Here is a 25,343-nt window from a genome sequence, read left to right on the forward strand (position 1 = left end):
ATTATATACAAATTAGAGGGTTAAAACTGGGCCTTAAGGCTTACACCATAAGATCTGATACTGGGCATACCCGACCATTGCAGTCCCTGCCCGTTTCCTACCCCGTTAATAGCCTCAGGATTCAGATGCATCGGCAAGCTGGAATAGAGGTAAAAAAGGTTTCTCCCGATAACCGACACCGTCAGGTTCTGGAATACTTTCGTCCTGGTGAGCACTCCCTCCGGCACCCGGTACGACAATGTAAATTCCCGCATTTTGGCCCAGCTATTTTCAAAAACAGAAAGGCTTCTTGGCACGTTAAGGTGCGTCCAGCCCGCATAAGAACCGGCGTATTTGTATATCGGATTCACAACCCTGGTATTCATTTGGTTGTCGTCGACGTTAAACCCATCCATGATCACACCGACATTTGCAGTGGAGCCGTCAGGGAACGTATAGGGCAGTCCGCCACCGTTTCGCTCAACGACAGTTTCAGGGGCGATACCGCTTCCCATAGCCGTAGAGTGGTCAATAGAATAAATATCTCCGCCCAATTTAAAATCAACCAATCCGTAAAGGCTGAAATTCTTATATCTGATTGTATTTCCTACACCACCTGTAAGCTTGGGTGCCGCGTTGCCGATAGCTACCGGCTCATTGGTAACCTGGTATTTGGTACCGTACACATTGCCCTCAGCGTCTTTGATGTTGTACAACAATTTGTTGCCGTTCGCATCCCTCACAAAGTCGGTTCCGTAGATCGTCCCGTATTTTTCACCCGGTGTTACTTTCATAAATGCGCCCAGGTTACCAAATACATCGGCGATCCTAAGTTCCCTTACCCCGGGAGCCAATGAAACCACCAGGTTATCGTTCTTGGCCCCGTTCAGCGTCAGGTTCCAGCCGAAATCGTTCGTTTTGATAATGGATGTATTGATGATAAATTCAAAACCTTTATTTCTCAATTCTCCTGAATTAAATGTAACGACATTCGCACCGGAGGACGGCGCTATATCTGCCGACAGGATCTGATCGACTGACTTGATATTGTAATAGGTAACATCAAGATTTAATCTGTCTTTGAAAAACGACAAATTAGTACCAACCTCGATAGAGCTGGATGTCTGGAATCCAAGTTCCTGCGGGCTCAATGTAGTAGGTATCGAGTTCGTCGGCTGACCGGCAAAAGAACCTACATCATAGGTGAACCCGAGTTTATACGGATCACTTGCATTGGCACTTCTACCGTATGCCAACCGGAGCTTACCATATGAAAGCACATTGCTGGCAGCACCCAGATTAAAGGCGTCCGTAAACACAAACCCAAGGCTGGCCGATGGGTAAAAGGTCGAGTTTTTTTCTGGCGTAAGCGTAGAGTTTACGTCATTTCTACCGGTAACTTCTAAAAACAGATAGTTTTTATAGCTCAAATTCAGGATACCCAATAAGGACTGGGATTCCACTTCATACCTTCTCTCACGGGTGTAATACCTGTAAGAGTTATAATCGTTGATATCTCCCGGAACATATATTCTGTCGGCAGTGATGATGTTATTGAGTGAGTAAACTCCCGGAACCAGCATTTTACCGCTGTTTTTCGCGCTCATTCCGGTCAGTTTATTCGAGTAGGCGTTAAACATCGCAGAAGCGCTCACATTAAAGCCTTCTATAAACAAATTATCTTTATGTGCCGTAACCATCAAATCCGTGTTAAAGATCTTGGTTTTATCCAGATCTTTCTGATACATCCCTCCGGATACTTTGTCCACATTGGAAGTATTGTTAATGGTCACAAACTTAGCGGCAATCAGGTTGGCGGAAGTTCTGACGAATGCATTCAGCCAGGGGGTGATCTCCGCATTCAGTTTGATCGTCGAAAGCAATTCGTCCCTGTTCAGACGGCTGTTCTGCTCATATAACCGCCAGTAAAGGTCTCTCCCGTATTCCTGGTGGGGATACGTGCTTCCGAAATCAAATTTGGAGCCATCGGGGTTTTTATAATACTGGTATTCAAGCGGCTTGTACTCTCTCGACATTCCATAAACAGAGAACTTGGACCAGGAGTTATTATTCCCGATTTCCGGGGCATTCAACCGGTAACTCTGGTTGTATCCGATGTTGACGTCGGCAGTGAGGGCCTTGGAGATCTGCAGGCTCGATCCCAGCGATAAATTGGTATTGTTATTGTCGGTATTGGGCACTACTGCCTTGGCATCGGTACGGGAAAGGGCCAGGCGGAGTGTTCCAAAGTTGTTACCGGCAGAAAAAGACAAACTGTGTGTAGTTTCGTTGCCTTCTCTGTAGTAGGCCTTCCGGTTATCGGGCTGAGGCGAATAGGGCCTCATTTGTCCATCCCACCAGCGAACATTTTGTCCGTCCAGTCTGGGTCCCCAGGAAGCACTGGCGCCAAACCAGCTGAAAATATCCCAGGTATTGAAGCCTCCTGGTATGGTACCATGTACACCGCCTATACCTGTGCCGCCATTTCCATAACTCGATCCGCCGTACAAGGTGGGCAGATAGGATTCGCCTGAACTGGTTTTGGGCAATTGGGGATTTGCACTCCACAGCCCTGCCGCAAATCCTCCGCCATACTCATTCTGTACATCTGTAAACCGGAATACGTTTGAAAAATTACTAGAAAAATTGTAGTTGACACCCAGTCCTTTCTGCACCATTCCCTTTTTGCTTGTGATCAGCAGCACACCATTCGCGCCCCTTGCCCCGTACAGAGCGGCTGCACTCGGCCCTTTCAAAACAGATACACTCTCCACATTGTCCATATTGACGTAGCTAAGATAGTTTCCCCAGTCCTGAACATTGTCCTGACCCGAAATATTGGACTGAGCGATCGGGTTGTTATCGACGATCGCACCATCGATGACGATCAGCGGCTGGTTGTTTCCGGTTAAGCTGTTATTTCCCCTGATCACAATTTTTGATGAGGCATTGCCTATCCCGTTTCCGGTAGAAATATTCAAACCGGCCACTTTACCCATCAAGCCCTGGGCAAGGTCCACAGGTGCGGCAACCGTCACATCGGCACCCTTTACCTGCTGCACTGCGTAGCCGATAGACCTTTTTTCCTGCCTTATCCCCAGGGCCGTTACCACGACTTCTCCAAGCGCGGTTGCGTCTTCTTCAAGTGAAATTTCAAAAACTGTCTGGTTTTCAACCGGCACTTCCTTGGTTTGGAAGCCTATAAAGGATGCAATCAGGGAGCTGCCGGGTGATGCATTGATACTAAACTGTCCACCGGCGTCAGTAGTGGTTCCTCTGGTGGTTCCTTTTACCAGGATGGACACACCGGGCAACGGCTTTCCATCTGAATTGCTGGTAATTTTGCCGGTCACATTTTGCGCAACCGCCGGGGCGCTCACCATCAAGAAGACAATGATTTTAGTTAAAAATCTTCGCATATAATAAATTTGGGTTAAGGTGGATACTTACCTATCCGATCACAAAATCAAACCGCTCACAACCAGAAAAGTAAATATGTAACCCAAATTAGTAAACAATTTTAATAACCCGAACGATAATAACTATTTTTTTTATTATCGTCTCTATTATAAACTTTCAAGGATCAAAAAAACAGAATTTTTATAAAGTAAAACATAAAAAACACAGAATTTTATACATATCTAAGTTGTAAATATCCGAGGTATGAAGAATAAAATATTTTCTAGCAAAAAAGTAGGATTTTGCTTCCCACAACGAAACGTAAGTACGTGATCTATAAGTTACAAACAGCCGGACAGCCATTGATACCGCAGGCAACTTCAGTCCGGAACAATCCGGAATTGTGACAATCGGGAAGCGCAAGAGGGCTTTGCGACAGCCCGTGCCGGGAGTAAAAAGGCACGGGGCTTTCAAAGAGAAGAAAAACCGCAATACCGTGCGGCACCAACGTCGCACGATAAACGTCACGCTGGACGTAAACAAAATTGGGAACGCTCAACCCTCGATTTTATAATTAATACGTTTGATCTTCTCAGCTTCGGTCGGGCAGAAAATAGCAAGGTTATAGTGGCTGCCGGGCTTTAATACGCCACCCAAATTACTGTCCAGAAAAAACCCTTTCTTGTAATATTTGCCGTCCCTGAGCATATTCATCCGCCCGTTCTTTACCGGGTTCGCTACAAACAGATAAATATTTGTGTCGTTGTAGACCACCAGATAAATCCCTTTGAAATGATTCGAAACTTCGGGATAGTCGTTGGTGTGCAAATTGATACACTTCCCCGCCCTTCCATCGCAGTCTGTACCTTCGGACACTTCAATATTTTTCAGCAAAGGCGCCCGCTGCAGCTCCTCCCGGGAAAGCTGGGAAAAGACAGGGTTAAAAACGTAGACAGGGTCAGGGTTTCCCGCAATGGAATCACTGAGCATTTTGCTGGCCCCTTCGTAATAATCCGTATGCCTGTATATGAGCCACTCCCCGTTGTAATTGTAGTTAAAAAGCCCGGAGAGAAAATATGACTTGTAATTGGTAAGCTTGTCATAATTTGTATAGTAGTTGAACAGGAACATCAGCAAACTTGTGACACCAAAAAAAAGTCCGACCAGTTTCTGTTTGCGGAAATAAATCAGGAGGAAACAATAGAGCAGTATCCAGGAAACCATCGAGTAGATTTTGTACCGGCTGGAAAGCGTGTTCATCCCTACACCGGATGTTCGCGAATAGGCCATAACGATCGATGTGATAATAATGAATGCGGCCATTCCCAGCCATGTTACCTTCAGCCTATTATCCCCTGAAAATTCACTCCCCGAAAACCGCTCTTTCATAAGCAGGAAACCGCCTCCGCAAATCGCCGCAAATATTAAAAAGCCAAGGCACAGGGCCGGTATATTGACAGCGGCCACCGGGGAACCGACGTTCTCAGTGTAATCCAGGATACCGCCCAGAAAACCGAACAGGTTATAGAACAGGTACAACGGATTTTTAAAATGCCCGGATATTCCGAATGCATCGGTCGCGCTGTACATTTTAAAATCATGAAAATAAAGGAGTACGGCAGCAGTACCGGTCATCCCCCATAGAAAAGCTGTTCTGAATCTTCCCTGGTAAAGAAGCACAAACAGGCCGGCCACAAAGGAAAACATTCCGTTCCCAAAGGAAAATGTCGCCAAAAGTGCCGTGAATAAAGCCAATATAATGCCCGCACGATCGTGGTACACCAATAGATAGATTGTGAGAAGTCCCATAAAACCGACGGGCATGTAGACTGTACTGGCGCCCGCCCACAAATTGGCCTCGTAAGCCACAGGCCCGAAGAGCGTGAGTACAACCGGAATAAGATAATATAAAGAAACACCGGTCTTCTTGATTATTTTCCAAAAAAGAAACGTAAACCCGACCAGGGTCAGGTTCCCGATCACGATGATGGTCACAAAATTGACGTGACTGGTCAGCCAGTAGGAAACAAGGGCTGTTAACCTGGAATATACAATCCGGTGCTCAACCCATTGTTGTAACAAAAGCTGGAAACGTTCTGTGAGCGTTGAAGCATCCCTGAACTGCTGAGTGAAAAGCAAAAGGCAATACAGATCATCCCCATTGGGAATATTGACCGCATTACTGATCACAATCGAAAAGAAAAAGGCAATAAGCAAAACGCAAATGCCAGCAGGTAACAATGATTGCAGATTCACAAAATAACCCAATAAGTGAATGTAAATGACCTAAATAATCACCCTGCGCCGAAAATACATGGGGCCGGACATATGCAAAAAATTGCGGGAACAGCAACATGACACCGGCAGTAATGATTGCCGGATGCTTGCCATAAGGAGAATAGATGGAAACCTTTCTAAATAATTAAAATGAAGAAAGGGGTTGAGTAGATAGGACCGGTCCGCCGGGCGGCCGTCTAAATTCCTGGAAATTGCAAACTTTCTTTTCGCAAAGAAGTTGCGTCTGAAGCACAGTAATCATAGGGATGGGTAAGTAGATTGTTAGATGATTTTTCCGGACCGAGCCACCAGGGGTGTTTATCGATCATAAACTAGATATTCTTATTTTTTTATAAAGTTAAAATATATACAACTAGTTACAAAAAATAAGTAGATGTTTTTCTACTAACGGTAACAATGATGCTGTGCATCAGGTGGTCGGCCGGGACAAGCCTAACCGGCTACAAAGCAAAAGGGCCGCAGATCATAGATTTGCGGCCCTTTTGCTTTGTATTAATTGCACTTAAAAATATCCTCCCTTTTCCGTAATATCCTGAATGGACTGTCCTTCTTTCACCCAGCCAAAAATCACCTTTTCGTTTTCGATAATTTCTTCGGCCCGCAGCAGGACGTCATAAGCTACGGTCCTTGGCACAACCAGAACACCATCGATATCCCCGAGAATGATATCCCCTGGTTTGATGGTAGCATCCCCTATTTGAAGCGTCACCTGGTAATGCGTGATCAGGCAGCGGCCCAGGCTTCCATTGGAAATCCTGTACTTATAAAAGATCGGAAAATCTGCCTCCAGAATCTGGTGCGTATCCCGGATTCCACCGTCGATGCAGGCTGCTTTTACTTTCTTGCCTTTGGCAGTGGCGGTCATTACGCCGCCCCAGAGCGTCGCTTTCTGGTCGCCGGTCGTGTCCCAAACCACAAAAGAATCTTCATGCATTTCGTCCAGCATTTGCACCCGGAACTCCATTTCTCCCCTGATCATGGCATTAGGCGCACTTTTCACGGTAAAAGCAAACCCGGCCACCGTACGGTATTCCCTGAGCGGCACAATATGTCCCGGTAGCGCCTGGTTCAGGAGGCAAAATTCCCGCATCACATCGTTCACCGCGCCGGTGTACAGTTTCTCAAAACGTTCAAGTAATTCTTTGTCAGGAATTGGAAAAGGCTCCGTTGAACGGCCTTCTCTGAATTCGATGAGCTTCTCAAGGTTCATCATCCCCACTTCTTTTTTATACTGGTCTACACTCATGATTTTCGATTTTAAGCGTTGAATTTTTTATTTTATTGGTGTTTTGGTTCTAGTTTTTGGGTATGTACAGCGTTGAAGTCGCCAGCGGGGAGTTCCAGGATTTTACAGTCAGCATGGGTTGTCCGGCTGCTTCCGGTTCCCGCCAGAGCACGTCCAGCACGATCTGTCTCGCCTCTCCTGCCGCCAGCCAGAAATAATTGTCTTCTGCCACAATCGCCCTTTTCACTCCCGAAATATCCATTTTTGTCATAAATGCGGGCGAGGTCCCTGTGTTTTTTACGGTCACTTTAATGCGGCTCCGGTCATTTCCGATCTTCTCCTGGCTGTTCGCGGCAATGGTCAGGGTCGTTTGCGGGGATTGAGCCATCGCAGGTTTGAGCCAGGGCCCTTTGTCCAGTGCAATCCAGGGAATCGGTGTTGAAGTATATTCCTTAAAAAAGGCCTCGTCACGCATTTTGGAAAGTACCCTTGGAAAATAAACGGAGCGGGAGATCAGCTTTCCGGCCTGATCCTTTAACTCTGCGAGCACCAGTAAAAAACGGTCGTTGTACTCAGCGGGAATTGTGAATTTGCCCGTTGCGGCGCTGGTCACCGAAGTTCCGGCCTGGATCTGCAAGGACTTTTCGTTTTTCCAAAGGGTTTTAAATGCGTCGTCCAATACACTGACAGACAATTTCGCACCATTGATCGCACCCGGAGATGCATGTGTGACTTTGACTGGCAGGTCCATTTGTTCCCCCGATTTCCACAACAGCCGCTGAATATCCACGGCAACATGTGTCGGCTCATAAGTTCTTTTCAGGAAATAATAAGGTGCGCCTGCGTTACCGAACCAATCCATCAGCTGGATCGCGATCACGGGCCAGTGCCGTTTGAATACCCAGGGCATCAAACCCGTCGTCACCGGGTAATTCCCCTGCACCTTTTCCGAAAAAACCTGATAAAATTCCCCTGCGCCCACCTGCGATGCTTCTGAAATTTCATCGATGGTAGGGTCTGCTACGTCGACGATGTGAGAGGCGCGGCTCAGCATTCGCGGGACACGGCCAGGGCCGTATTCCGTAAAATGATGAATAAATTCAGGATGGTCTTTTTCAAAAGTTTTCTCCCACATTTTGCCCAATCCTACAAACTCCTTGTTATTCACAGTTTCATAAAAAACGCTTGCCTCGGGGAGCGAGTGCATGCCGGTTTCGGAAATCCACGGCGCTTTTGCATAGCTGCGATTGTACCACACCGGATCCATGTCCGGGTAAACGTGTATGGCGCCGTGGTCGGGCGTGGTCCGTTTGAATGGTCTCGCGCGATCGAAAATTTTCAAATTGCGTTCCAGGATACCCATGGAAGTGGCATTGCCGGACGAATACGCATTGAATTCGTTCCCCCCGCACCAGATCGCCAGCGAAGGGTGGTTTCTCAGACGCACAATATTCTGAACTACCTGCGCCTCCCACACATCCTGCGGGTAATCGGGCGTGTCCTGGTTGCCGATCGGGAAATCCTGCCAGACCATGATCCCGAGCTCGTCGCAGATATCATAAAAATGTTTTGTTTCCAGCAGCCCGCCACCCCAGATCCTGATCAGCTGAACGCCCATTTTCTTGGCCGCTTCCAGGGTCCACCGGTATCGTTCGTAGGGCAGATCCAGCAGAATGTCCTGGGGAGTAAAATTCATCCCTTTGACAAAAACCTTTTTGCCATTGATCACAAACTGCCAGTCGTCCCACCGGTCGCGGGTACGGGGCCCGCCCGTCGGCAGAAAGGCAATGGTACGGATGCCGTGTTTAAAACTGATGTTATCCAAAACCTTGTTGTCCTGCATCAATGTGATCCTGACATCATACATATCCGCTTTTCCGAGTCCGGTGGGATTCCAAAGCTTTGGATTAGCAAGTACAATATCTTTTTCCAGCCAGTTCCGGCCTTTGGTGAGCGCTATTTTCCAGGCTTGTTTACTCACCGGTTTCCCGTCCGACAAAAGCTCCAGCTGTACCGTGTAATTTCCGTTTTGCGCCTCGAATTTCTGCCCGAAGTTGTCCGGATGGTCCAGTTGCGTATTGTTCCAGGGGTGGAGCTTCAAATTGGTAGAAGGTTCGCCGGCAAGAAGTTCGAGCGACAAATGAAGCGCCGCCTGCTTATCCGAAGATTTTACGGTAGTCAGGAACGGGCGTTCCAGGTGTACTTTCGGAACAATCTCGAGCCTCACTCCCTGCCACATTCCCACGCTGAAAAATGCCTCCCCACCCGAGCCGCCTGAAATTACCCACGGTTTGATGATCTTGCCGCTTACCCTGGGATTGTAACCTTTGCGTTTTGAATAATCAAATTCCCCCGAAGCCGACCGCGGCAAATCTTCCAGCTTGGTCGCTTTGTTGCCCCAGTTCCCGGCCCGTACTTCAACTACAATTTCATTCTCTGCTTTCAGAAAGCGGCTGATTTCTATCGTCGGCCCTCCGAACATTCCTTCATGAACACCCACCAATGAATCGTTCACCCATACTTTTGAAAAATAATCGACCCCTTCAAAACATAGAAATACATAGCTGTCCGCATCCTTTTCAGGCATTTGGAACGAACGGCGGTAGTACCATACTTTCTCGTCGAGCCACCAGTACTTTTCTGAATTCTTGTTATAATAAGGATGCGGCAACTTTCCCGCCTTGAAATACGACCAGTGAACCGAATTTGGAATGCTGGTTTTGAAAACGTCCTTCAATCCGGACCATTCGGAGCTGCTTTCGATTGGCTTGTCAGCATGCCCCAGCGTCCAGCCTTCGCCGGATAATTCCACATGCTGCGCACCGCTCCGTTCTGTGACGCGATAAGGTTGCCAGAGGTTTTTCTCTGCCGGCTGGCTTCTGACCACCGCGGTTATTAAAAGTAGTGAAATAGTGAGATATGCGAATATTTTCATGCCTTATGATGATAAATGGTTCATTTCCGGCCAGTGTCCTGGCCGGTAGTATCATTGTAGGGTTTGGGCTTTCCATAACCGCGCATTAGCAGCAGACCTCCGTCCACGGTAATAGATTCGCCGGTCAGGTAACTTCCGGACACCAGCAGATTGACCAGCACAGCCGCTACCTCACCGGCCAGCCCGAAACGGCCCATAGCAATGCCTTCATTGATTTCCCTGAAAGCAGCCGGATCTTCCCGGGCTTCCCTGGTCATATCGGTTTCGATGGCACCGGCGGCAATGGTATTTATTTTGATGTTATGCGGTGCAAGTTCCAGCGCAACACCTTTCATCAATGTTTCCAGGGCGCTCTTGGAGGCGCCGTAAGCGCTCTGCCCAATTCCCGGACGGATTCCGTTCACGGAGGTAATCGTATAAATTGCCCCCTCCACCCTATGTTCCACCATACTCCGGGCGATCGCCTGGGTAAGAAAAAAAGTCCCCCTGAAATTGGTATTCATAAAAAGATCAACATCCTGCTCGGTTGTGTCGAGAAATAGCTTTTTGTAGGATACACCCGCATTATTGACCAGAAAATCAACTCCGGACATCTTTTCCCAGGCCTCTTCCGCAAGCTTTTTTACCTGTTGCAGATCAGCAATATCCGCCTGAAAAATATGGGCACTACCATTGCGCGACCGTACCAGTGCGGCAAGTTCCTCGGCCTCTTCCGTGATATTCTGGTAATGAATGCCGACCTCGCATCCCTCATCTGCAAGTTGCAGCACCACTGCCCGCCCTATTCCCCGGTTTGCACCTGTCACCAACGCCTTTTTCCCTGCCAATCTATTCATATACTGTTGATTATATTCAGGATATTAAATGCCTCCTACTTTGGGATACCAGTCTGGCCGGTACGGGTCCTGGTGGAAACGGGCATAGTAGTCTCCTTTTTCCTCGTAATATTTTTCGTAAAATTTCATCTTGTCCTCATCCAGACTCACACCCAGCCCCGGCCCGGTGGGAACCTTGATGCATCCGTTTTTATACTCCATTTTGCCTCCCTGAATGATATCGTCGGTCAGATAATGGTAGTGGGCGTCGCCTGCGAAAGTCATTGTGGGGATGGTGGCGGCAGTATGGATCATCGCCGCGAGTTCGATCCCGAACTCAGCCCCGCTATGCATGGCAATGCCCATATTAAAGGTATTGCATATGGCTACAAGGTCTTTCACACCGCGGGGACCCTCCCAATAGTGAATATCGGTAAGCACAATGTCCACTGCGCCCAGCCGTATCGCAGGCGCCAGATCGTCAAAGCGCGCGGGGTACATATTGGTGGCGATCGGAATGCGTACCTGCTGGCGAACAGAGGCATTGCCCTGCAAACCCCAGGACGGATCTTCAAAGTACTCGATGTTCAGCTGTTCCATCCGTTTTCCCATCTGCACGGCAGTCGGTACAGACCATACTCCGTTGGGGTCGATGCGGAGGCCAAAATCATCGCCCAGCTTCTGACGGCAGAGTTCCAGCACCCGCACTTCCTCCTGCGGCGACATTACTCCCGCTTTAAGTTTCATGGCATTCACGCCAAGGGTTTCGTGCAATTCCACACAGTAATCGGCCAGGTCTTCGGCTGTTTCATCATGTTTTCCGTCGCCGGGGCGGTCGTAACGCCAGAACAAATAGGCAATGAAAGGTACTTCGTCACGAATACGGCCGCCGAGGAGATCGCTCATCGGCCTGTTCAAAACCTTCCCCTGGATATCCAGGCAAGCCATTTCCAAGGCCGCATACAGCCGGGCATTGGACATGTAATAAATACTGCGCAACACTTTCAGCTTCATCACTTCCAGCTGAAAAGGATCCAGTCCGATGATTCTCGGTTTCAGTTTTTGCAATGCGCCGCGCTGGTCACCGCCGCCTACTTCTCCCAGGCCGACGATACCTTCATCGGTTACTACTTCCAGAATGGTCCGTAAAAAATAGCCGGGATGCACACCGGTATTATGTCTCAATTGGGCATTCAGCGGAATGGCGACGCAGCGCGTTCTGAGGTCAACAATTTTCATATTCAGATAGCTATGGACAGGATGTTTTTCTGGTCTTTTTTAATGGAGAATTTCTTTTCGACAATTTGTTTCCCAACCGTGATTTTTACGGAATAATCGCCGTAAAACCCGCGGAAAGTAACAGGATTATTGCTTTCAACATTCTGACTGACAGATGTTTTCCACTCTTTATTAATCAATTCATTTAAAACATGGTAGGAAGGTTTCGGGCTCATATCTTCATTCAGGAATCCGCCGCGCCATTTATCCTCCCCGGCTACGGCCGTTCCGTCCGACATGTTCCACCAGATGATGGCTTCGACAGCCTGATGGCTGAACCAGGCACGGTAAAAATTACGTGTCATTTTCGCCTGGTTTTGCAGTCCGGTTTCGTTGTTGGGCAAAGTAGGGATCGTAATTTCCGAGATGTGGATCGGCACATTGTATTTTCCATACAGGTCCAGGACATCAAAAACGGTCTTCGGCGTAATGCTTTTACCCGCTACCACATCGTAATGGAGCGCCTCGCTGAAAAAGTGGAACTGCAGACCTATCCCGTCAATTTTGGCCCCTTTCAGTTGCATGTTTTCAATCAGCACATTGTACGGGCTGTATTCCCGGTGATAGTTCGACCAGATGCTCGTGGTTTCATTGATAAAACCCCGGGTCGTTTTCGGGAAATTTTCGGAAAACTGCTGAAATGCTTTAAGACCATAATTGTCAGGCATTTGAATGGCATTACTATGATAAGAAAGCAGCTCATTGACCACATCCCAGGTTTTGACGCGCTCCCCGTACCGTTCGCCCAGTTGCCGGATACGTTCATTGATTTTTTGCTGAATGACCGTCGTGTCGCGTGGAAGCCAGTCGGGAGTGGAATGTTTTACATTGTCCCAAACCAGCGTGTGGCCTTTGGGCGTAATGCCGTTCTTCTCGCAAAATTCAAGTACGGGATCCGGCGGCGGGCGGCGGTAAATTTCCTTGCTCGACGCTTCATATCTGAGATCACCAGGTTCGGGTTCCAGTGTTTTCCAGTAAAAAGGCACGCAGGCGGTATTGAAGAGGCTCCTGAAAATGTCCTCATAACGCTTGTTCTGCTCAGGCTTCTGATAACCGTTCAGCATGAAAATATTGGAACCGAACTGAAATTCATGTGTCAGTTGTGTTATCTCAATTTTCGCGTTTTTGGGTAGTTTCCCTTTTTTTGAATGAACCGTAATACTGGCGTCACCTTTACGGTTGGTTTCAATTCCCTGCTGAATGCGCTGTTCCACAGCCGGGTCCGACCATAAGGAATCATACCGGTTCTGGGCCGAAACCCATGTTGTAATCAGGCTTAACGTTAGAAAAACGAAGATTCTTTTCATTGAAATTCAATTTTATCCCTTTTAAAAAATACCAGCGCAGCGATCACAATGAGCGCGCCGCCAATGACATATGCGATCGAAAGCAGGGACAGCCCCAGCGAAAGTCCGAGCGTAGGTTTGAGAATGCCCAGCATATAAGGTGAAAATGCCCCCGCCAGAAAAGCGCACATCAGCATCAGGCCCGATGCCGAGGAACGGGTTTGAACAGAAACCACTTCATACAATGACGCGAAAATATTGGAGTCGTAAGCTCCGCGGAACACGCCGAAAAGGAATAGCGCTGCATAAGTGATGAACTGCGTTTCTGCTGCTGCCATCCAGAAAATGAACGGAGAAGCAATTAAAAGCGCGATGCCTTGCAGCAGTAATCTGGCCTTCCTGTCCTTCAAAGAAAGCCTGTCGGCAAGCTTACCGCCGACCAGCACACCGATCACCGCCCCACCATGATGGTAGAAAAGCGAGCTGAAACCTGCCTCGGCGAGTGAAAGATTGAATTTGGATGCAATGAACGACGGCATCCAGGTAAGGTATCCGACATTCACAAAAACCATACAGGCAAAGCCAGCTGTGAGCAGGATGGCAGTAGGTTTTTTGAAAATAACAGCGGCCGTTTTCAGGATTTCAGGTTTTTCCAGACCTGCCGCAGGTATATCATTTTTCAACCGCATAAAAACGAGTATCCCCACAAGGACCCCAAAAGCACCGAATACGAAGAAAGCCTTTTGCCAGCCATAGGTTTCTCCAATGTACCCGGCAATAACCCCGCTGAGAATGATACCGATATAAACCGCGGACTGGTGCAGTGACAAGGCAAATGACCGGGTTTCTTTATGGTGCTGGCTGATCAGCGCATTGGCCGAAGGCGCATAAAATGCCTCGCCCCCGCCCGTCGCGATGCCTCTGAGCAGCACAAACTGAATAAGGGTCGTACAAAACCCGGTCGATAAAGTAGCGATACTCCAGAAGATGAGACTGATTCCGATGATCTTTTTTCTTGAAAAGCGGTCGCCAAAAAAGCCTGCTACCGGCACCAGCAGCCCATACGTCCACACCAACGCTGATGCGATCAGCCCCAATTCGGCGTCGCTGAGGCCCAGGTCCTCGCGGATCAGCGGCAGCACCACACTGAAAATCTGGCGGTCGGCCTGGTTCAGAAAAAAGGCCAGCCATAGTAAGGCGAGTAATTCCCACTTATAACCTTTGTTAGGTTGCAAAGTATTGGGTTCAATTTCTACAGACATTCCCGTTTTTTTAGATGGCAAATTTTCGATCATAGCGAGTATAGATTATTCATTTCCAATTCATCCAGCGCACGGTCGAACACAGCCAGGGCGCCCATATTCCCTTTGAAAAAATTGCCCATTTCGCCCATTCTGTGTACGGCCCCGACAGTAAAATCGGCCCCGTTTTCACCACCGTCAAATATCCCCTGCGTGTACGGATAAGGATTGCGGCCCTCACGCAGATCCAGTTCCCCGTTGAGATACGACTTCACGAGCTTACCATCGTATGTAAAACCGACCCATGACCATTCGTTTCGGAGCACGGCGGTTTTTCCAATGGAAGCATCCATGCACCATTTTTCTCCTTCCGTTGGCCCGCCCACGCCGGATATGTGCCCGCATACCTGGTTAGCACTTTCATGTATCCAGAGATTCAGGAACAGGCAATATTGTCTCTTCTTTTCCGATTCAAGCCACATCCCGGCAACGGCTTCGCATTCGTCGGGCATCAATGTTTTGGGTTCACGTTTCACTAATGCCAAAACAGTTACCTGCGCGTTTTTACCGTAAATATTCAGCCCCGGACAATCTGATCGGGGTATATAGCAATATTGCTGCTCTTCGAACCTGACCGAATGACCGGAAAGCGGCCCGGTCTTCTCTACGTCGATGCTGCCCGGCCCGGCGGGCAGAAGCTGGTAATTATATCTGCCTTTCGAGTACAGACTACCGTCTTCAAAATCCCAGAGACACACCAGATTTTCGGTTTTTAGAATTTTATCAGTCACCTGGGTTACGATTTTGTGATCAATTACTTTCAATCAATTTTTAATGGTTAGTCTGACAATGCCCGAACGCCCGAAATCCGGCAACTTGATTTTGCCGCCATTTTGCAAAACAGTTTCCTGATCCGTCCAGGGATCGTAAAAAATTGTTTCCGCAACATTCAATTTGAACGGGAGCGAAACGGATATGCCGGAAAGTCTTGCCGGTTTTATGCCTTTTACGAGTTCTTCCTCCCAGGTATTGGATTGGTCCCGGCACCAGAGCAGTACCGTTTTTTTGCCTTGCAAACCGTAGATCCTGAGTCCGTTTTGTTCTGCAACAAAGGGTCTGAAATCTTCCAGACGCGGGTCCAATCCCCGGATCGCTTTCTTGAAGCGCGCCAGTTGATACCACAGATCGTGTTTGTCGATATAATAATCCCAGTGCCAGCTTTGTCCCGGTCCGGCGGCGCCTGCGAAAAAAGCAGCGTACAAATAATCATGAAGCATCATTCCGGCCGAATCTTTCGGGTAAAGCTCAGAAGGCCCGGCATGATGCGCCTGCACCGCCCCTACTTCCGACAACAGTACCGGTTTTTTCAGATCCCATTCCTTCAGTGTTCGCACTGCATCGTAGGCAAGCTTATCCATAGGCCCTCTGGCAACTGCCAGTTTTGCCCCCGGATCGAGATACCGGTGAACCTGTGCGATCTGGTTGGCGGGCATCACCGAGTAATTCCGGTACCATTCGGTAGCTGTTTCGGTATCATAGCTGCCCAGGCTTTGCATGACGAGCTGCTTCGGTACGCGCCGTTTTACTTCCACAAGCATTTCGCTGGTCCAGTCTTCGATTATTTTTTTGTCCTCGATCCGGACAGAATTCATTTCATTCCACAGCTCCCACCCAAAAACCGTCGGCACGTCCGCATATCGTTTTGCAAGAAATTCAACCCTTTTCAGGTACAGTTCTTTGCCGTGAGCGGTGGTAAAAAAGTCCTTCATGGAAGAAAGCCCGCCACCGCGACTTTGATCATAGATCGGCTTTTCGAAGGGGACCGAGCCCGCAAACATCGGCGGCAGGTTGGTCAGCGCCCTGAAATTTTCAAGACAAAACTTGATACGGATTCCGTTCCGTTTGGCGATGGCAACGAGGCGGTCGATCCGCCGGGCTATCGCTTCATCGTAGCTCCCCGCCTTTTCATGTTCCACTTCAAAAGCCGGTGCGCTCAGCCAGACACGGGTAAAATTACCCCCGTTTTTGCCCAGCCGATCCAGGTAATACTCCATTTTGTTCATGACCGAATCTTCGCTGGAAACAAAGCGCGGCCAGCAGATATTGATTCCCACTGGAATGAAGAGATCGCCGTTATCAAGCTCCAGATAACCGGACTTCCCAACGCTCACACGAACAAAATTCCCTGAACTATCCGCCTTCCCTGCACCGGTATCACCCTTTCCGTTTGTGTACGGCCTGGTATATCCGGTACAGCAAAAAACCAAAACCGACAAGAATAAAAAGCCTTTAACTATTCGTTTCATCCGTAAATCTCCTTTAAAAAACAACCGGGAAATGTGCCCGGCAGGAACTCTGACCGCATTACTTAAACCCGTCCCCGTTTTTGTTCAAAGAAAAAACCTCTTCTCTGTATTCGCCGGATCTGGCTTTCCAGGTCACCCGGTATTTGCCCTTAAATCCCCGGAAATCCACTTTGTTATTTTGATCTGTTTTAGCTGTGAGAGAAGTTACCCATTCCTGATTGATCAGTTTCTGAAGCGCGAAAAATGATGGTTTGGGCTCCATGTTTCTTGTAAAAAGCCCCGATGTAGTCGGCTCTCCCGGAGCGCCGCAGTCGTCTACAATATTCCACCACGTAATGCCCATCATACTTTCAACGCTAAACCACAGCCGGTACAAATTATAAGCGATCACAGCCTGTATATTCCTTCCCTTTTCGTTGTCGTCCGGCGCCGTAATGGTTATTTCGCTCAAATGGATCGGCAGTTTGGCCTGGCTCATGATCTTCATCTTCTCCCAAACGATCTCAGGCGTTTCGATCTCTTTTCCGGCTGCTACATCAAGGCATTGCTGGGGATTAAAAAGGTGCATCTGAGATCCCATGATGTCGATCCGGCGGCCCTTTGCCAGCAGGTCTTTCACCTGATCTGTGTAGTTCTGGTTATTGGCGTAATCGTTGATATTCAGCGAGACATTTTTGGGAAAAACCTCATTGGCTTTCCGGAATGTCCTATTGGTATAATCACCGGGCAGCAGATTTCCGTACCTGCTGTTCGTGATGACATCACCGGTGACTGCATTTCCATGAAAATCAACCGCGCTTTCATTGACTACGTCCCAGCCGGGTACTTTGTCCCCGTAATATGCTGCCAGCTCTTCCACTCTTTTGTCGAATGTCCGGCCCACAGCGGCTACATATTCCGGGGCCAGTGCCGCGATTTCCTTTGCTGTAAGTTTGCCAAGCTCTTCCTTTGTGAATTTAGCCAGCTTTTCCTTTTCGTTTTTTGGACAAAACTGCTCATAGAGCCATTCGGGATGCTGCCATTTCGGATTACCCCAGGCGATCGTGTGCCCGTACGGACGTATGCCCCGGCTTATACAGAATTCCACGATCGGGTCGGGAGCAGGACGCCGCCAGTGCGGTTCGTCTTTGGGCTTTTTTACCGCATTCCAATATTGTTCCGTATCCCAGTATTCCTGTTTGAACCGGGGGCGGTTCGGTTCCATTTCAAACTTTTTCCAGTAAAAGGGGATGGTGGCCGAATTGAAAAGTGTGCCGAACAGTTCCTTGTAACGCCTGTTCCGCTCCGTCGTACCCAACTGATCATAGTTAAATATATTGGCCCCAAAGATAAAATCATGCGATATCTGCTCAATCCTGACCTCCGTTCCCGGCGCTGCATCCGCAAAACTCAATGATGCATCCGATTTTCTGTACAGATCAATATCCTTATCGATTTTCTTTTGCACATCCGCATTCCATAACTGCCAGTATGCGTCGGTCATGATCTTTTTGGCAGATGCATAATTCCATGACGGATCCCCAGGTTTCGTTTGTGAGTTTACAGGCCTCACTCCTGTCAAAACAATACAAATTAATAAAAGCAGTTTTCCTTTTTTCATTTTGTGGTAAAGGGCTGGTTTTCAAATCAGATAATAAACTTTCAATACCCCGGATTCTGGTCTTTCGAAGGATCCAGGGCCGTATTGAAATTGAGCTCGCCGACGGGTATCGGCCAAAACAGATGTTTGTCGGCTACATCTTTCCCCGTGGCTGCCTTAATGACCTGTTTCAGCTTTGCCGTGCCCAGTCTTTTCAGGTCCAGCCAGCGTTTTGCTTCATATTGTGTTTCATATCCCCTTTCGCTGAGCACCAGCTCGTTAAAAGTATCCACCGTGTAGCCGCTCAGAGCAAAATCGATGGCGGATGCGCCCGTGGCAGGCAGCCCGTAAGCGCGGCGGTGCACCTGGTTTAATGCTTCCAGACCTGCCGCTGTGGGTCCATTATTCACCCGGTTATCCGCTTCTGCGAACATCAGCAGGATATCCGTATAACGATAGACCGGGAAATCGTTGCCGGCGGCAGTACCCGTCGGTGCCAGTGGATCCGAGAATTTTTTGCAAAGGATCGTGTTGGGCCCCAAACCGATATCATATTTGATCCAGTTGAAACTTTTCCGGAGATCGGCGTCATTCCAGGCTTTTTGGACAGGGCTGGTTTGAGTATCGCTGTAATGGGCATAAAAACCTCCCGCGCCGTGCAGTTTTGTGCCCGGATGATGTGCAAACATAGCCAGGTACATGCCCTGGTTATTCTGCCTGGTCATTTTCAGGTAAAAAATTTCCTCCGAGGAAGTCACGACGGTCGGCCCAAAAACCTTGTCAAAATCGGCTGCAACCGTTACAGGTACCAGTGAAAACTTCTGAGACTGAATGATCTCGTTGGCCTTATCACGGGCTTCTTTGTATTTATTTTGTGTAAAATAAACTTCCGCCAGCGCCGCCTTCGCCGCCCATTTGGTCGCCCTGCCTACCTGTGTCTGTGTTTCGGGCAAATTAGCCTCTGCCTCAGTCAGATCGGCAATGATCAGGTTATAAACATCTTCGACGGAACTGCGCTGTATGTTGGCCTCGTCCAGTGTCACCTCGGTCCGGATCGGAACAGCCCCCCAGTTCCTGACAAGCCAGAAATAACTGAATGCACGTAAAAACTTGGACTCTGCCGTGTATTTGGCGACATCTGCCGTACTGATATTTTTCCCTTTCGGCGCGTTCGCAATCACCAGATTGGCATTCCGGATACTCAGGTAAAAAAGCCGCCAGCCATCGTCCGTACGCGGAATGTTGGTACTGTTAAGACCCTGAAAATCACTCAGTACCTGATAACTCCCGCGACCGTAACTGTAATCGGTATAAGCTTCTAGCTGAGCGCCCAACTGACCGCTGATGCCGTTGGTGGCACGCAGTTGCTCGTAAACCGCGTTCACCGCCGTTTCCACTTCGCCGGCTGTGTTGTAGAAAGTCTGCACGGCCACGGCCTTTGGTTTTTCCGTCAAAACATCCTCACAGGACATCAACAGGAAAAGAGGAATAACTAAAAATATCTTTTTCATGAAAGTTCTGATAATGATTTGGGAAAATTAGAATCCGACACGGATACCTGTTGTGACCGACTTGGACGTAGGATAGCTGTAATGATCTATCCCCTGCCCCAGCGAATTGGAACCGCCCTGCGAATTGGTTTCAGGATCCCACCACGAATATTTGGTAAACGTGAGCAGATTTTGTCCGCTTACATAGATCTGCGCCGAACGCATCCATTTGACGCCCCAGCCGGAAAGCGGCAGGTTATAGGCCAGCTGAATGTTACGGAGACGCATATACGAACCATCTTCCACCAGCCTGTCCGAATAATTATAAGAATTGGCGCGTGACAAAACCGGATACTTTGCATTGGTGTTGGTTGGGGTCCAGTGATTGGTATATACTTCACGCGGCATGTTCAGGCCAAAACCGTAGTCAAGCGTATTATTGATTGAGCTCACATTGACCAGGTCATTACCCTGCACTCCCTGCAGAAAGATGGACAGTTCCAGGCCCTTGAAGGACATATTGGAATTGATACCATAGATAAAATCAGGATTTGGATTTCCGATAATGGTCTTATCCAGCTGGTTGATCACCCCGTCTTCATTGAGATCCTTGTAAATCTCTTTTCCGGTTTCATTGTATCCGTTTTTGAGATATCCGTAAAAAACACTCATCGGTTCGCCTTCACGGAGCAGGTTGGCGGCATCACTGATCAGCGTTACGCCTATGCTGCCTCCCAGGATATCAGCACCATTGTACAGTTTGACCACTTTGTTGCGGTTAAACGAGACATTGGCACCAAGGTCCCATTTGAATGCTTTGTCGATAATGCGGCCATCCACTGCAATTTCCAGCCCTTTGTTCCTGATCTGGCCCACATTCTGGATCGTACTGGTAAAACCGTAACCAAGCGGCAGCTGGACGGTATTAAGCAGGTCGCGCGTATTTTTGATATAATAATCGAGCGAAATGTGGTAACGATTGTTCAGGAAAGCGGCATCCACTCCAAAGTCCAGCTGTTCCGTCGTTTCCCATTTCAGGTTACCGGGGAGCAATGTACCGGGTGCAAAAGTGTTATAAAGCGCGTCGCCAAAAACTGTTTTTCCGGCAGCCAGATTGTTCAGGGTAGCATAGGCGCCAATGGCCTGGCTTCCCGTCAGCCCCCAGCTCGACCGGAGTTTCAGATCGGAAATGGCAGGGACATTTTTGATAAATTCTTCTTCAGAAACTCTCCAGGCCAAAGCAGCAGAAGGGAAATATCCCCACTTGTTGCCCTCACTGTACTTCGAGGAGCCATCTGCACGGAAACTTAACGTTGCCAGGTACTTGCTGCTAAAACTATAATTTACGCGGGCAAGGTACGACAATAGCGTACTGAACGAATAGCTGGAACTCGGGATACCAGGCGTATTCGCAGAACCCAAATTGGCCGTTTCCGTTACATTACTCAAAAATCCGACACCCGAACCACCCAGCGTGGTACTCAGAAAATCCTGGTATGTAAAACCCGCAACTGCCGAAATGCTGTGTTTTTCGGCGAGTGTTTTAATGTAGCTGATTGTGTTTTCGCTCAGCAAACTGGTACCTCTTGCATTGGACACGGTTGCTGTGCCTTGGGAATTGATAAAATTTGTGGTGGTATAACCATTGGTAATATCATCACTGTTTTCGATCCCGCCCGAAATTTTAATGGCCAGGCCCTCGAAAGGTTTAAAAGTAAGTGCGGCATTCGCCAAAATCCGGTTTGCGTCCACTTCATCGGTCTGCTCATTGATATAATTGAGCGGATTGATCAGCACATTGGAGATGAACGGATAGGCTGTGGCCAGTGCACGGTACGAACCGTCCTCATTATACGGCGTCAGCGTGGGCGGCGCGGAGATGGCCGCAGATATCAATGAACCGCCCCGGTTTCCGCCCCCGTTGTTCTGGCGGCTGGTTTTTATTTTCGTTAAAGTCGCACCATAGCTGAGGCTGAACATTTTACTAAAATCCGTATTGAGCGCTGCCCGCAGGGAATATCGTTTATAATTACTGCCTTTGATGATACCATCCTGGTCAAAAATACTTGCGCCCACAGAAAAACGCGTTTTTTCATTTCCGCCGCTGGCAGTCAGGTTGTGCGTTTGCATGGGGGCTTTCCGGAAGACCAGGTCCTGCCAGTCGTAGCCTTCTCCAAAGCCGTCAATCTGCGCCTGAGTAAAATAGGGATTCACTTTATCGTTTGCGGCCTGCTCGTTGTAAAACATGGCATATTCCTTCGCATTCATCAGGTCCAGCTTTTTGCGCAGGGTCTGCTGGCTGAAACTGCCTTCATAATCAACCTGCATTTTCCCGGATTTGCCCTGTTTTGTTGTGATCAGCACCACGCCATTTGCACCCCTCGATCCATAAATTGCCGTTGCCGACGCATCTTTCAAAACCTCGATACTTTCAATGTCACTGTTGTTAATGATCGTAGGGTTACTGCCTGAGGTCGGGAAGCCGTCGACCACATATAACGGCTCATTGCTTCCCTGGACTGAGTTCGTTCCGCGTATCCGTACACTCACACCCGCTCCCGGCGCGCCGGTATTCTGCGTGACCTGCACACCAGGTGCCCGGCCCGACATGGCCTGCAGCACGTTCGTTGCCGGAAATGCGTTGATCTCCTTCGCCTTGATCTGAGACAAAGACCCTGTTAAGTCGCTTTTCTTTACTGTACCATAACCTACCACCACTATTTCCGACAACTGCTGATCGTTTTGCTGCAGGCTTACATCAATCACCGACTGGTTTGCAGTATTGATCTCCGTGGAATTGTAGCCTACGAACGAAAATATCAGAACGGCATCCGTTGCAGGAACCCCGATGGAGTAGTCGCCTTTGGCATCCGTAGTTGTTCCTTGCGTAGTTCCTTTGATCAGGATACTGACACCTGGCAGCGCCTCCTTGTCAGACCCCGTTACCTTCCCCGAAACAGTCCGGTTCTGCGCATTTGCACCATAGGCATGCAGCAGCATGCATATCGCTAAAAACCTCATGTAAATTATTGCTTTCATTGGTTGAGGATTAGTAATAAATTTTATATTATAAAATTGAATTTTATTTTATAACAATATTCATACATAAGAAATACTGATCCAAATTTCCGGCAGTTTTTTTACATTTTTTTTTGATAATGTCCTAAACGGGGCTTGCAGGATAGGCACGACAATGTCACCCCTCACGGGGTTCACCGGCTTTGTTAAAATATCATTTACCAGAATATTTACATCCCGTTGGGGACTGTGGAGCGCACTGGAGGATACCTAAAAATAAGGATGCATTACGGAACGAGTAACCATGCATGAAAAAAGCCCAGAGGGCTGAAATTTTTGTAACAAAAACGGCATTCTATATTCCATCCAAAACCCCGTCAGGGGTGGTCGCAGCAGCAAAAATGCCACCCCTCACGGGGTTCACCGGCTTTGTTACAATATCATTTGCTAGAATAATTACATCCCGTTGGGATTACTGTGCAGCGCACCGGACGATACCTAAAAATAATGATGCATACGGACCGAGTAACCATGCATGAAAAGCCCAGAGGGCTGAAATTTTTGTAACAAAAACGGCATACCATTTTTATCCAAAACCCCGTCAGGGGTGGCAGATGCGGCAAAAATGTCACCCTTCAAGGGGTTCACTGCCTTTGTTACAATATCATTTACCAGAATATTTACATCCCATTGGGGAATGTGGAGCGCACTGAACGATACCTAAAAATAATGATGCATTACGGAACGAGTAACCATGCATGAAAAAAAGCCCAGAGGGCTGAAATTTTTGTAACAAAACAATATCCTATACGATCCAGAACCCCGTCAGGGGTGGTCGCAGCAGCAAAAATATCACCCCTCACGGGGTTCACTGGCTTTGTTACAATATCATTTACCAGAATATTACATCCCATTGGGGAATGTGGAGCGTACTGGACGATACCTAAAAGTAATGATCCATTACGGAACGAGTAACCATGCATGAAAAGCCCAGAGGGCTGAAATTCTTGTAACAAAAACGGCATACCATTTTTATCCAAAACCCCGTCAGGGGTGGTCGCAGCAGCAAAAATGTCACCCCTCACAGGATTCACCGGCTTCGCTACAATATCATTTACCAGAATAATTACATCCCGTTGGGGACTGTGGAGCGCACTGGACGAGACCTAAAATTAATGATGCATTACGGAACGAGTAACCATGCATGAAAAGCCCAGAGGGCTGAAATTTTTGTAACAAAAACGGCATACTATTTTTATCCAGAACCCCGTCAGGGGTGGCAGCTGCGGCAAAAATGTCACCCTTCAAGGGGTTCACTGCCTTTGTTACAATATCATTTACCAGAATGTTTACATCCCGTTGGGATTACTGTGCAGCGCACCGGACGATTCCTAAAAATAATGATGCATACGGAACGAGTAACCATGCATGAAAAGCCCAGAGGGCTGAAATTTTTGTAACAAAAACGGCATACCATTTTTATCCAAAACCCCGTCAGGGGTGGCAGCTGCGGCAAAAATGTCACCCTTCAAGGGGTTCACTGCCTTTGTTACAATATCATTACCAGAATATTTACATCCCGTTGGGATTACTGTGGAGCGCACTGGACGAAACCTAAAATTAATGATGCATTACGGAACGAGTAACCATGTATGAAAAAGCCCAGAGGGCTGAAATTTTTGTAACAAAAACGGCATACCATTTTTATCCAGAACCCCGTCAGGGGTGGTCGCAGCAGCAAAAATGTCACCCCTCACCGGGTTCACTGGCTTTGTTACAATATCATTTACCAGAATAATTACATCCCATTGGGATTACTGTGCAGCGCACTGGACGATATCTAAAAATAACGATGCATTACGGAACGAGTAACCATGCATGAAAAGCCCAGAGGGCTGAAATTCTTGTAACAAAAACGGCATACCATTTTTATCCAAAACCCCGTCAGGGGTGGCAGCTGCGGCAAAAATGTCACCCCTCACGGGGTTCACTGGCTTTGTTACAATATCTATTTGCTAGAATATTTACATCCCATTGGGGTCACTGTGGAGAGCACTGGACGATACCTAAAAATAATGATGCATTACGGAACGAGTAACCATGCATGAAAAGCCCAGAGGGCTGAAATTTTTGTAACAAAAACGGCATACCATATTTTATCCAAAACCCCGTCAGGGGTGGCAGCTGCGGCAAAAATGTCACCCTTCAAGGGGTTCACTGGCTTTGTTACAATATCATTTACCAGAATGTTTACATCCCGTTGGGATTACTGTGCAGCGCACCGGACGATACCTAAAAATAATGATGCATTACGGAACGAGTAACCATGCATGAAAAGCCCAGAGGGCTGAAATTTTTGTAACAAAACAATATCCTATACTATCCAGAACCCCGTCAGGGGTGGTCGCAGCAGCAAAAATGTCACCCCTCACGGGGTTCACTCCTTTGTTACAATATCATTTACCAGAATATTTACATCCCGTTGGGATTGGCA

General features: G+C 48.1%; 14 protein-coding genes. All 14 read right to left on the reverse strand.

Going from position 1 to position 25,343, the window contains the following annotated elements:
* Nucleotides 1–20: 20 nt before the first annotated feature.
* A complete protein-coding gene (locus tag FBF61_RS03400; RefSeq protein WP_138475745.1) occupies nucleotides 21–3,398 on the reverse strand; it encodes a SusC/RagA family TonB-linked outer membrane protein in 3,378 nt (1,125 codons plus the stop codon).
* Nucleotides 3,399–3,933: 535 nt separating this feature from the next.
* Nucleotides 3,934–5,634, reverse strand: a complete 1,701-nt coding sequence (locus FBF61_RS03405) for a hypothetical protein (protein ID WP_138475746.1) — start codon at nucleotides 5,632–5,634, stop codon at nucleotides 3,934–3,936.
* A 544-nt stretch (nucleotides 5,635–6,178) separates the two neighbouring features.
* Nucleotides 6,179–6,922, reverse strand: a complete 744-nt coding sequence (locus FBF61_RS03410) for an RraA family protein (RefSeq protein ID WP_138475747.1) — start codon at nucleotides 6,920–6,922, stop codon at nucleotides 6,179–6,181.
* 49 nt (nucleotides 6,923–6,971) lie between these two features.
* Nucleotides 6,972–9,836, reverse strand: a complete 2,865-nt coding sequence (locus tag FBF61_RS03415; protein WP_138475748.1) for a glycoside hydrolase family 2 protein — start codon at nucleotides 9,834–9,836, stop codon at nucleotides 6,972–6,974.
* Between the two features lie 20 nt (nucleotides 9,837–9,856).
* On the reverse strand, nucleotides 9,857–10,672 hold the full coding sequence (locus FBF61_RS03420; RefSeq protein ID WP_138475749.1) for an SDR family NAD(P)-dependent oxidoreductase: 816 nt from the start codon (nucleotides 10,670–10,672) through the stop codon (nucleotides 9,857–9,859).
* A gap of 24 nt (nucleotides 10,673–10,696) precedes the next feature.
* Nucleotides 10,697–11,890 (reverse strand): enolase C-terminal domain-like protein, encoded by a 1,194-nt coding sequence (locus tag FBF61_RS03425; protein ID WP_138475750.1) that lies wholly within the window; start codon nucleotides 11,888–11,890, stop codon nucleotides 10,697–10,699.
* A 2-nt stretch (nucleotides 11,891–11,892) separates the two neighbouring features.
* Nucleotides 11,893–13,236 (reverse strand): endo-1,4-beta-xylanase, encoded by a 1,344-nt coding sequence (locus FBF61_RS03430; RefSeq protein WP_138475751.1) that lies wholly within the window; start codon nucleotides 13,234–13,236, stop codon nucleotides 11,893–11,895.
* On the reverse strand, nucleotides 13,233–14,477 hold the full coding sequence (locus FBF61_RS03435) for an MFS transporter (protein ID WP_138475752.1): 1,245 nt from the start codon (nucleotides 14,475–14,477) through the stop codon (nucleotides 13,233–13,235). The genes FBF61_RS03430 and FBF61_RS03435 overlap by 4 nt, the downstream gene beginning before the upstream one ends.
* Nucleotides 14,478–14,506: 29 nt before the next feature.
* Nucleotides 14,507–15,280, reverse strand: a complete 774-nt coding sequence (locus tag FBF61_RS03440) for a LamG-like jellyroll fold domain-containing protein (protein WP_138475753.1) — start codon at nucleotides 15,278–15,280, stop codon at nucleotides 14,507–14,509.
* Nucleotides 15,281–16,762 carry a cellulase family glycosylhydrolase gene (locus FBF61_RS03445; RefSeq protein WP_138475754.1) on the reverse strand — a complete coding sequence of 494 codons (1,482 nt, stop codon included), beginning with the start codon at nucleotides 16,760–16,762 and terminating at the stop codon, nucleotides 15,281–15,283.
* Between the two features lie 58 nt (nucleotides 16,763–16,820).
* Nucleotides 16,821–18,362, reverse strand: a complete 1,542-nt coding sequence (locus tag FBF61_RS03450) for an endo-1,4-beta-xylanase (protein WP_138475755.1) — start codon at nucleotides 18,360–18,362, stop codon at nucleotides 16,821–16,823.
* A gap of 41 nt (nucleotides 18,363–18,403) precedes the next feature.
* Entirely contained in the window at nucleotides 18,404–19,852 is a 1,449-nt protein-coding gene (locus FBF61_RS03455) for a RagB/SusD family nutrient uptake outer membrane protein (protein WP_138475756.1), read from the reverse strand.
* Nucleotides 19,853–19,879: 27 nt separating this feature from the next.
* Nucleotides 19,880–22,870 carry a SusC/RagA family TonB-linked outer membrane protein gene (locus tag FBF61_RS03460; protein WP_138475757.1) on the reverse strand — a complete coding sequence of 997 codons (2,991 nt, stop codon included), beginning with the start codon at nucleotides 22,868–22,870 and terminating at the stop codon, nucleotides 19,880–19,882.
* 716 nt (nucleotides 22,871–23,586) lie between these two features.
* Entirely contained in the window at nucleotides 23,587–23,934 is a 348-nt protein-coding gene (locus FBF61_RS34435) for a hypothetical protein (protein ID WP_166444410.1), read from the reverse strand.
* Between the last annotated feature and the right edge of the window lie 1,409 nt (nucleotides 23,935–25,343).

The sequence above is a fragment of the Dyadobacter bucti genome (assembly GCF_005869225.1).
Lineage (GTDB): Bacteria > Bacteroidota > Bacteroidia > Cytophagales > Spirosomataceae > Dyadobacter > Dyadobacter bucti.

Excerpts from the sequence above, each read along its gene's own strand:
- FBF61_RS03430 (WP_138475751.1), bottom strand. The coding sequence starts at position 13,236 with ATGAAAAGAATCTTCGTTTTTCTAACGTTAAGCCTGATTACAACATGG.
- FBF61_RS03460 (WP_138475757.1), bottom strand. The coding sequence starts at position 22,870 with ATGAAAGCAATAATTTACATGAGGTTTTTAGCGATATGCATGCTGCTG.
- FBF61_RS03420 (WP_138475749.1), bottom strand. The coding sequence starts at position 10,672 with ATGAATAGATTGGCAGGGAAAAAGGCGTTGGTGACAGGTGCAAACCGG.
- FBF61_RS03435 (WP_138475752.1), bottom strand. The coding sequence starts at position 14,477 with ATGTCTGTAGAAATTGAACCCAATACTTTGCAACCTAACAAAGGTTAT.
- FBF61_RS03450 (WP_138475755.1), bottom strand. The coding sequence starts at position 18,362 with ATGAAAAAAGGAAAACTGCTTTTATTAATTTGTATTGTTTTGACAGGA.
- FBF61_RS03425 (WP_138475750.1), bottom strand. The coding sequence starts at position 11,890 with ATGAAAATTGTTGACCTCAGAACGCGCTGCGTCGCCATTCCGCTGAAT.
- FBF61_RS03455 (WP_138475756.1), bottom strand. The coding sequence starts at position 19,852 with ATGAAAAAGATATTTTTAGTTATTCCTCTTTTCCTGTTGATGTCCTGT.
- FBF61_RS03400 (WP_138475745.1), bottom strand. The coding sequence starts at position 3,398 with ATGCGAAGATTTTTAACTAAAATCATTGTCTTCTTGATGGTGAGCGCC.
- FBF61_RS03445 (WP_138475754.1), bottom strand. The coding sequence starts at position 16,762 with ATGAAACGAATAGTTAAAGGCTTTTTATTCTTGTCGGTTTTGGTTTTT.
- FBF61_RS03410 (WP_138475747.1), bottom strand. The coding sequence starts at position 6,922 with ATGAGTGTAGACCAGTATAAAAAAGAAGTGGGGATGATGAACCTTGAG.
- FBF61_RS03415 (WP_138475748.1), bottom strand. The coding sequence starts at position 9,836 with ATGAAAATATTCGCATATCTCACTATTTCACTACTTTTAATAACCGCG.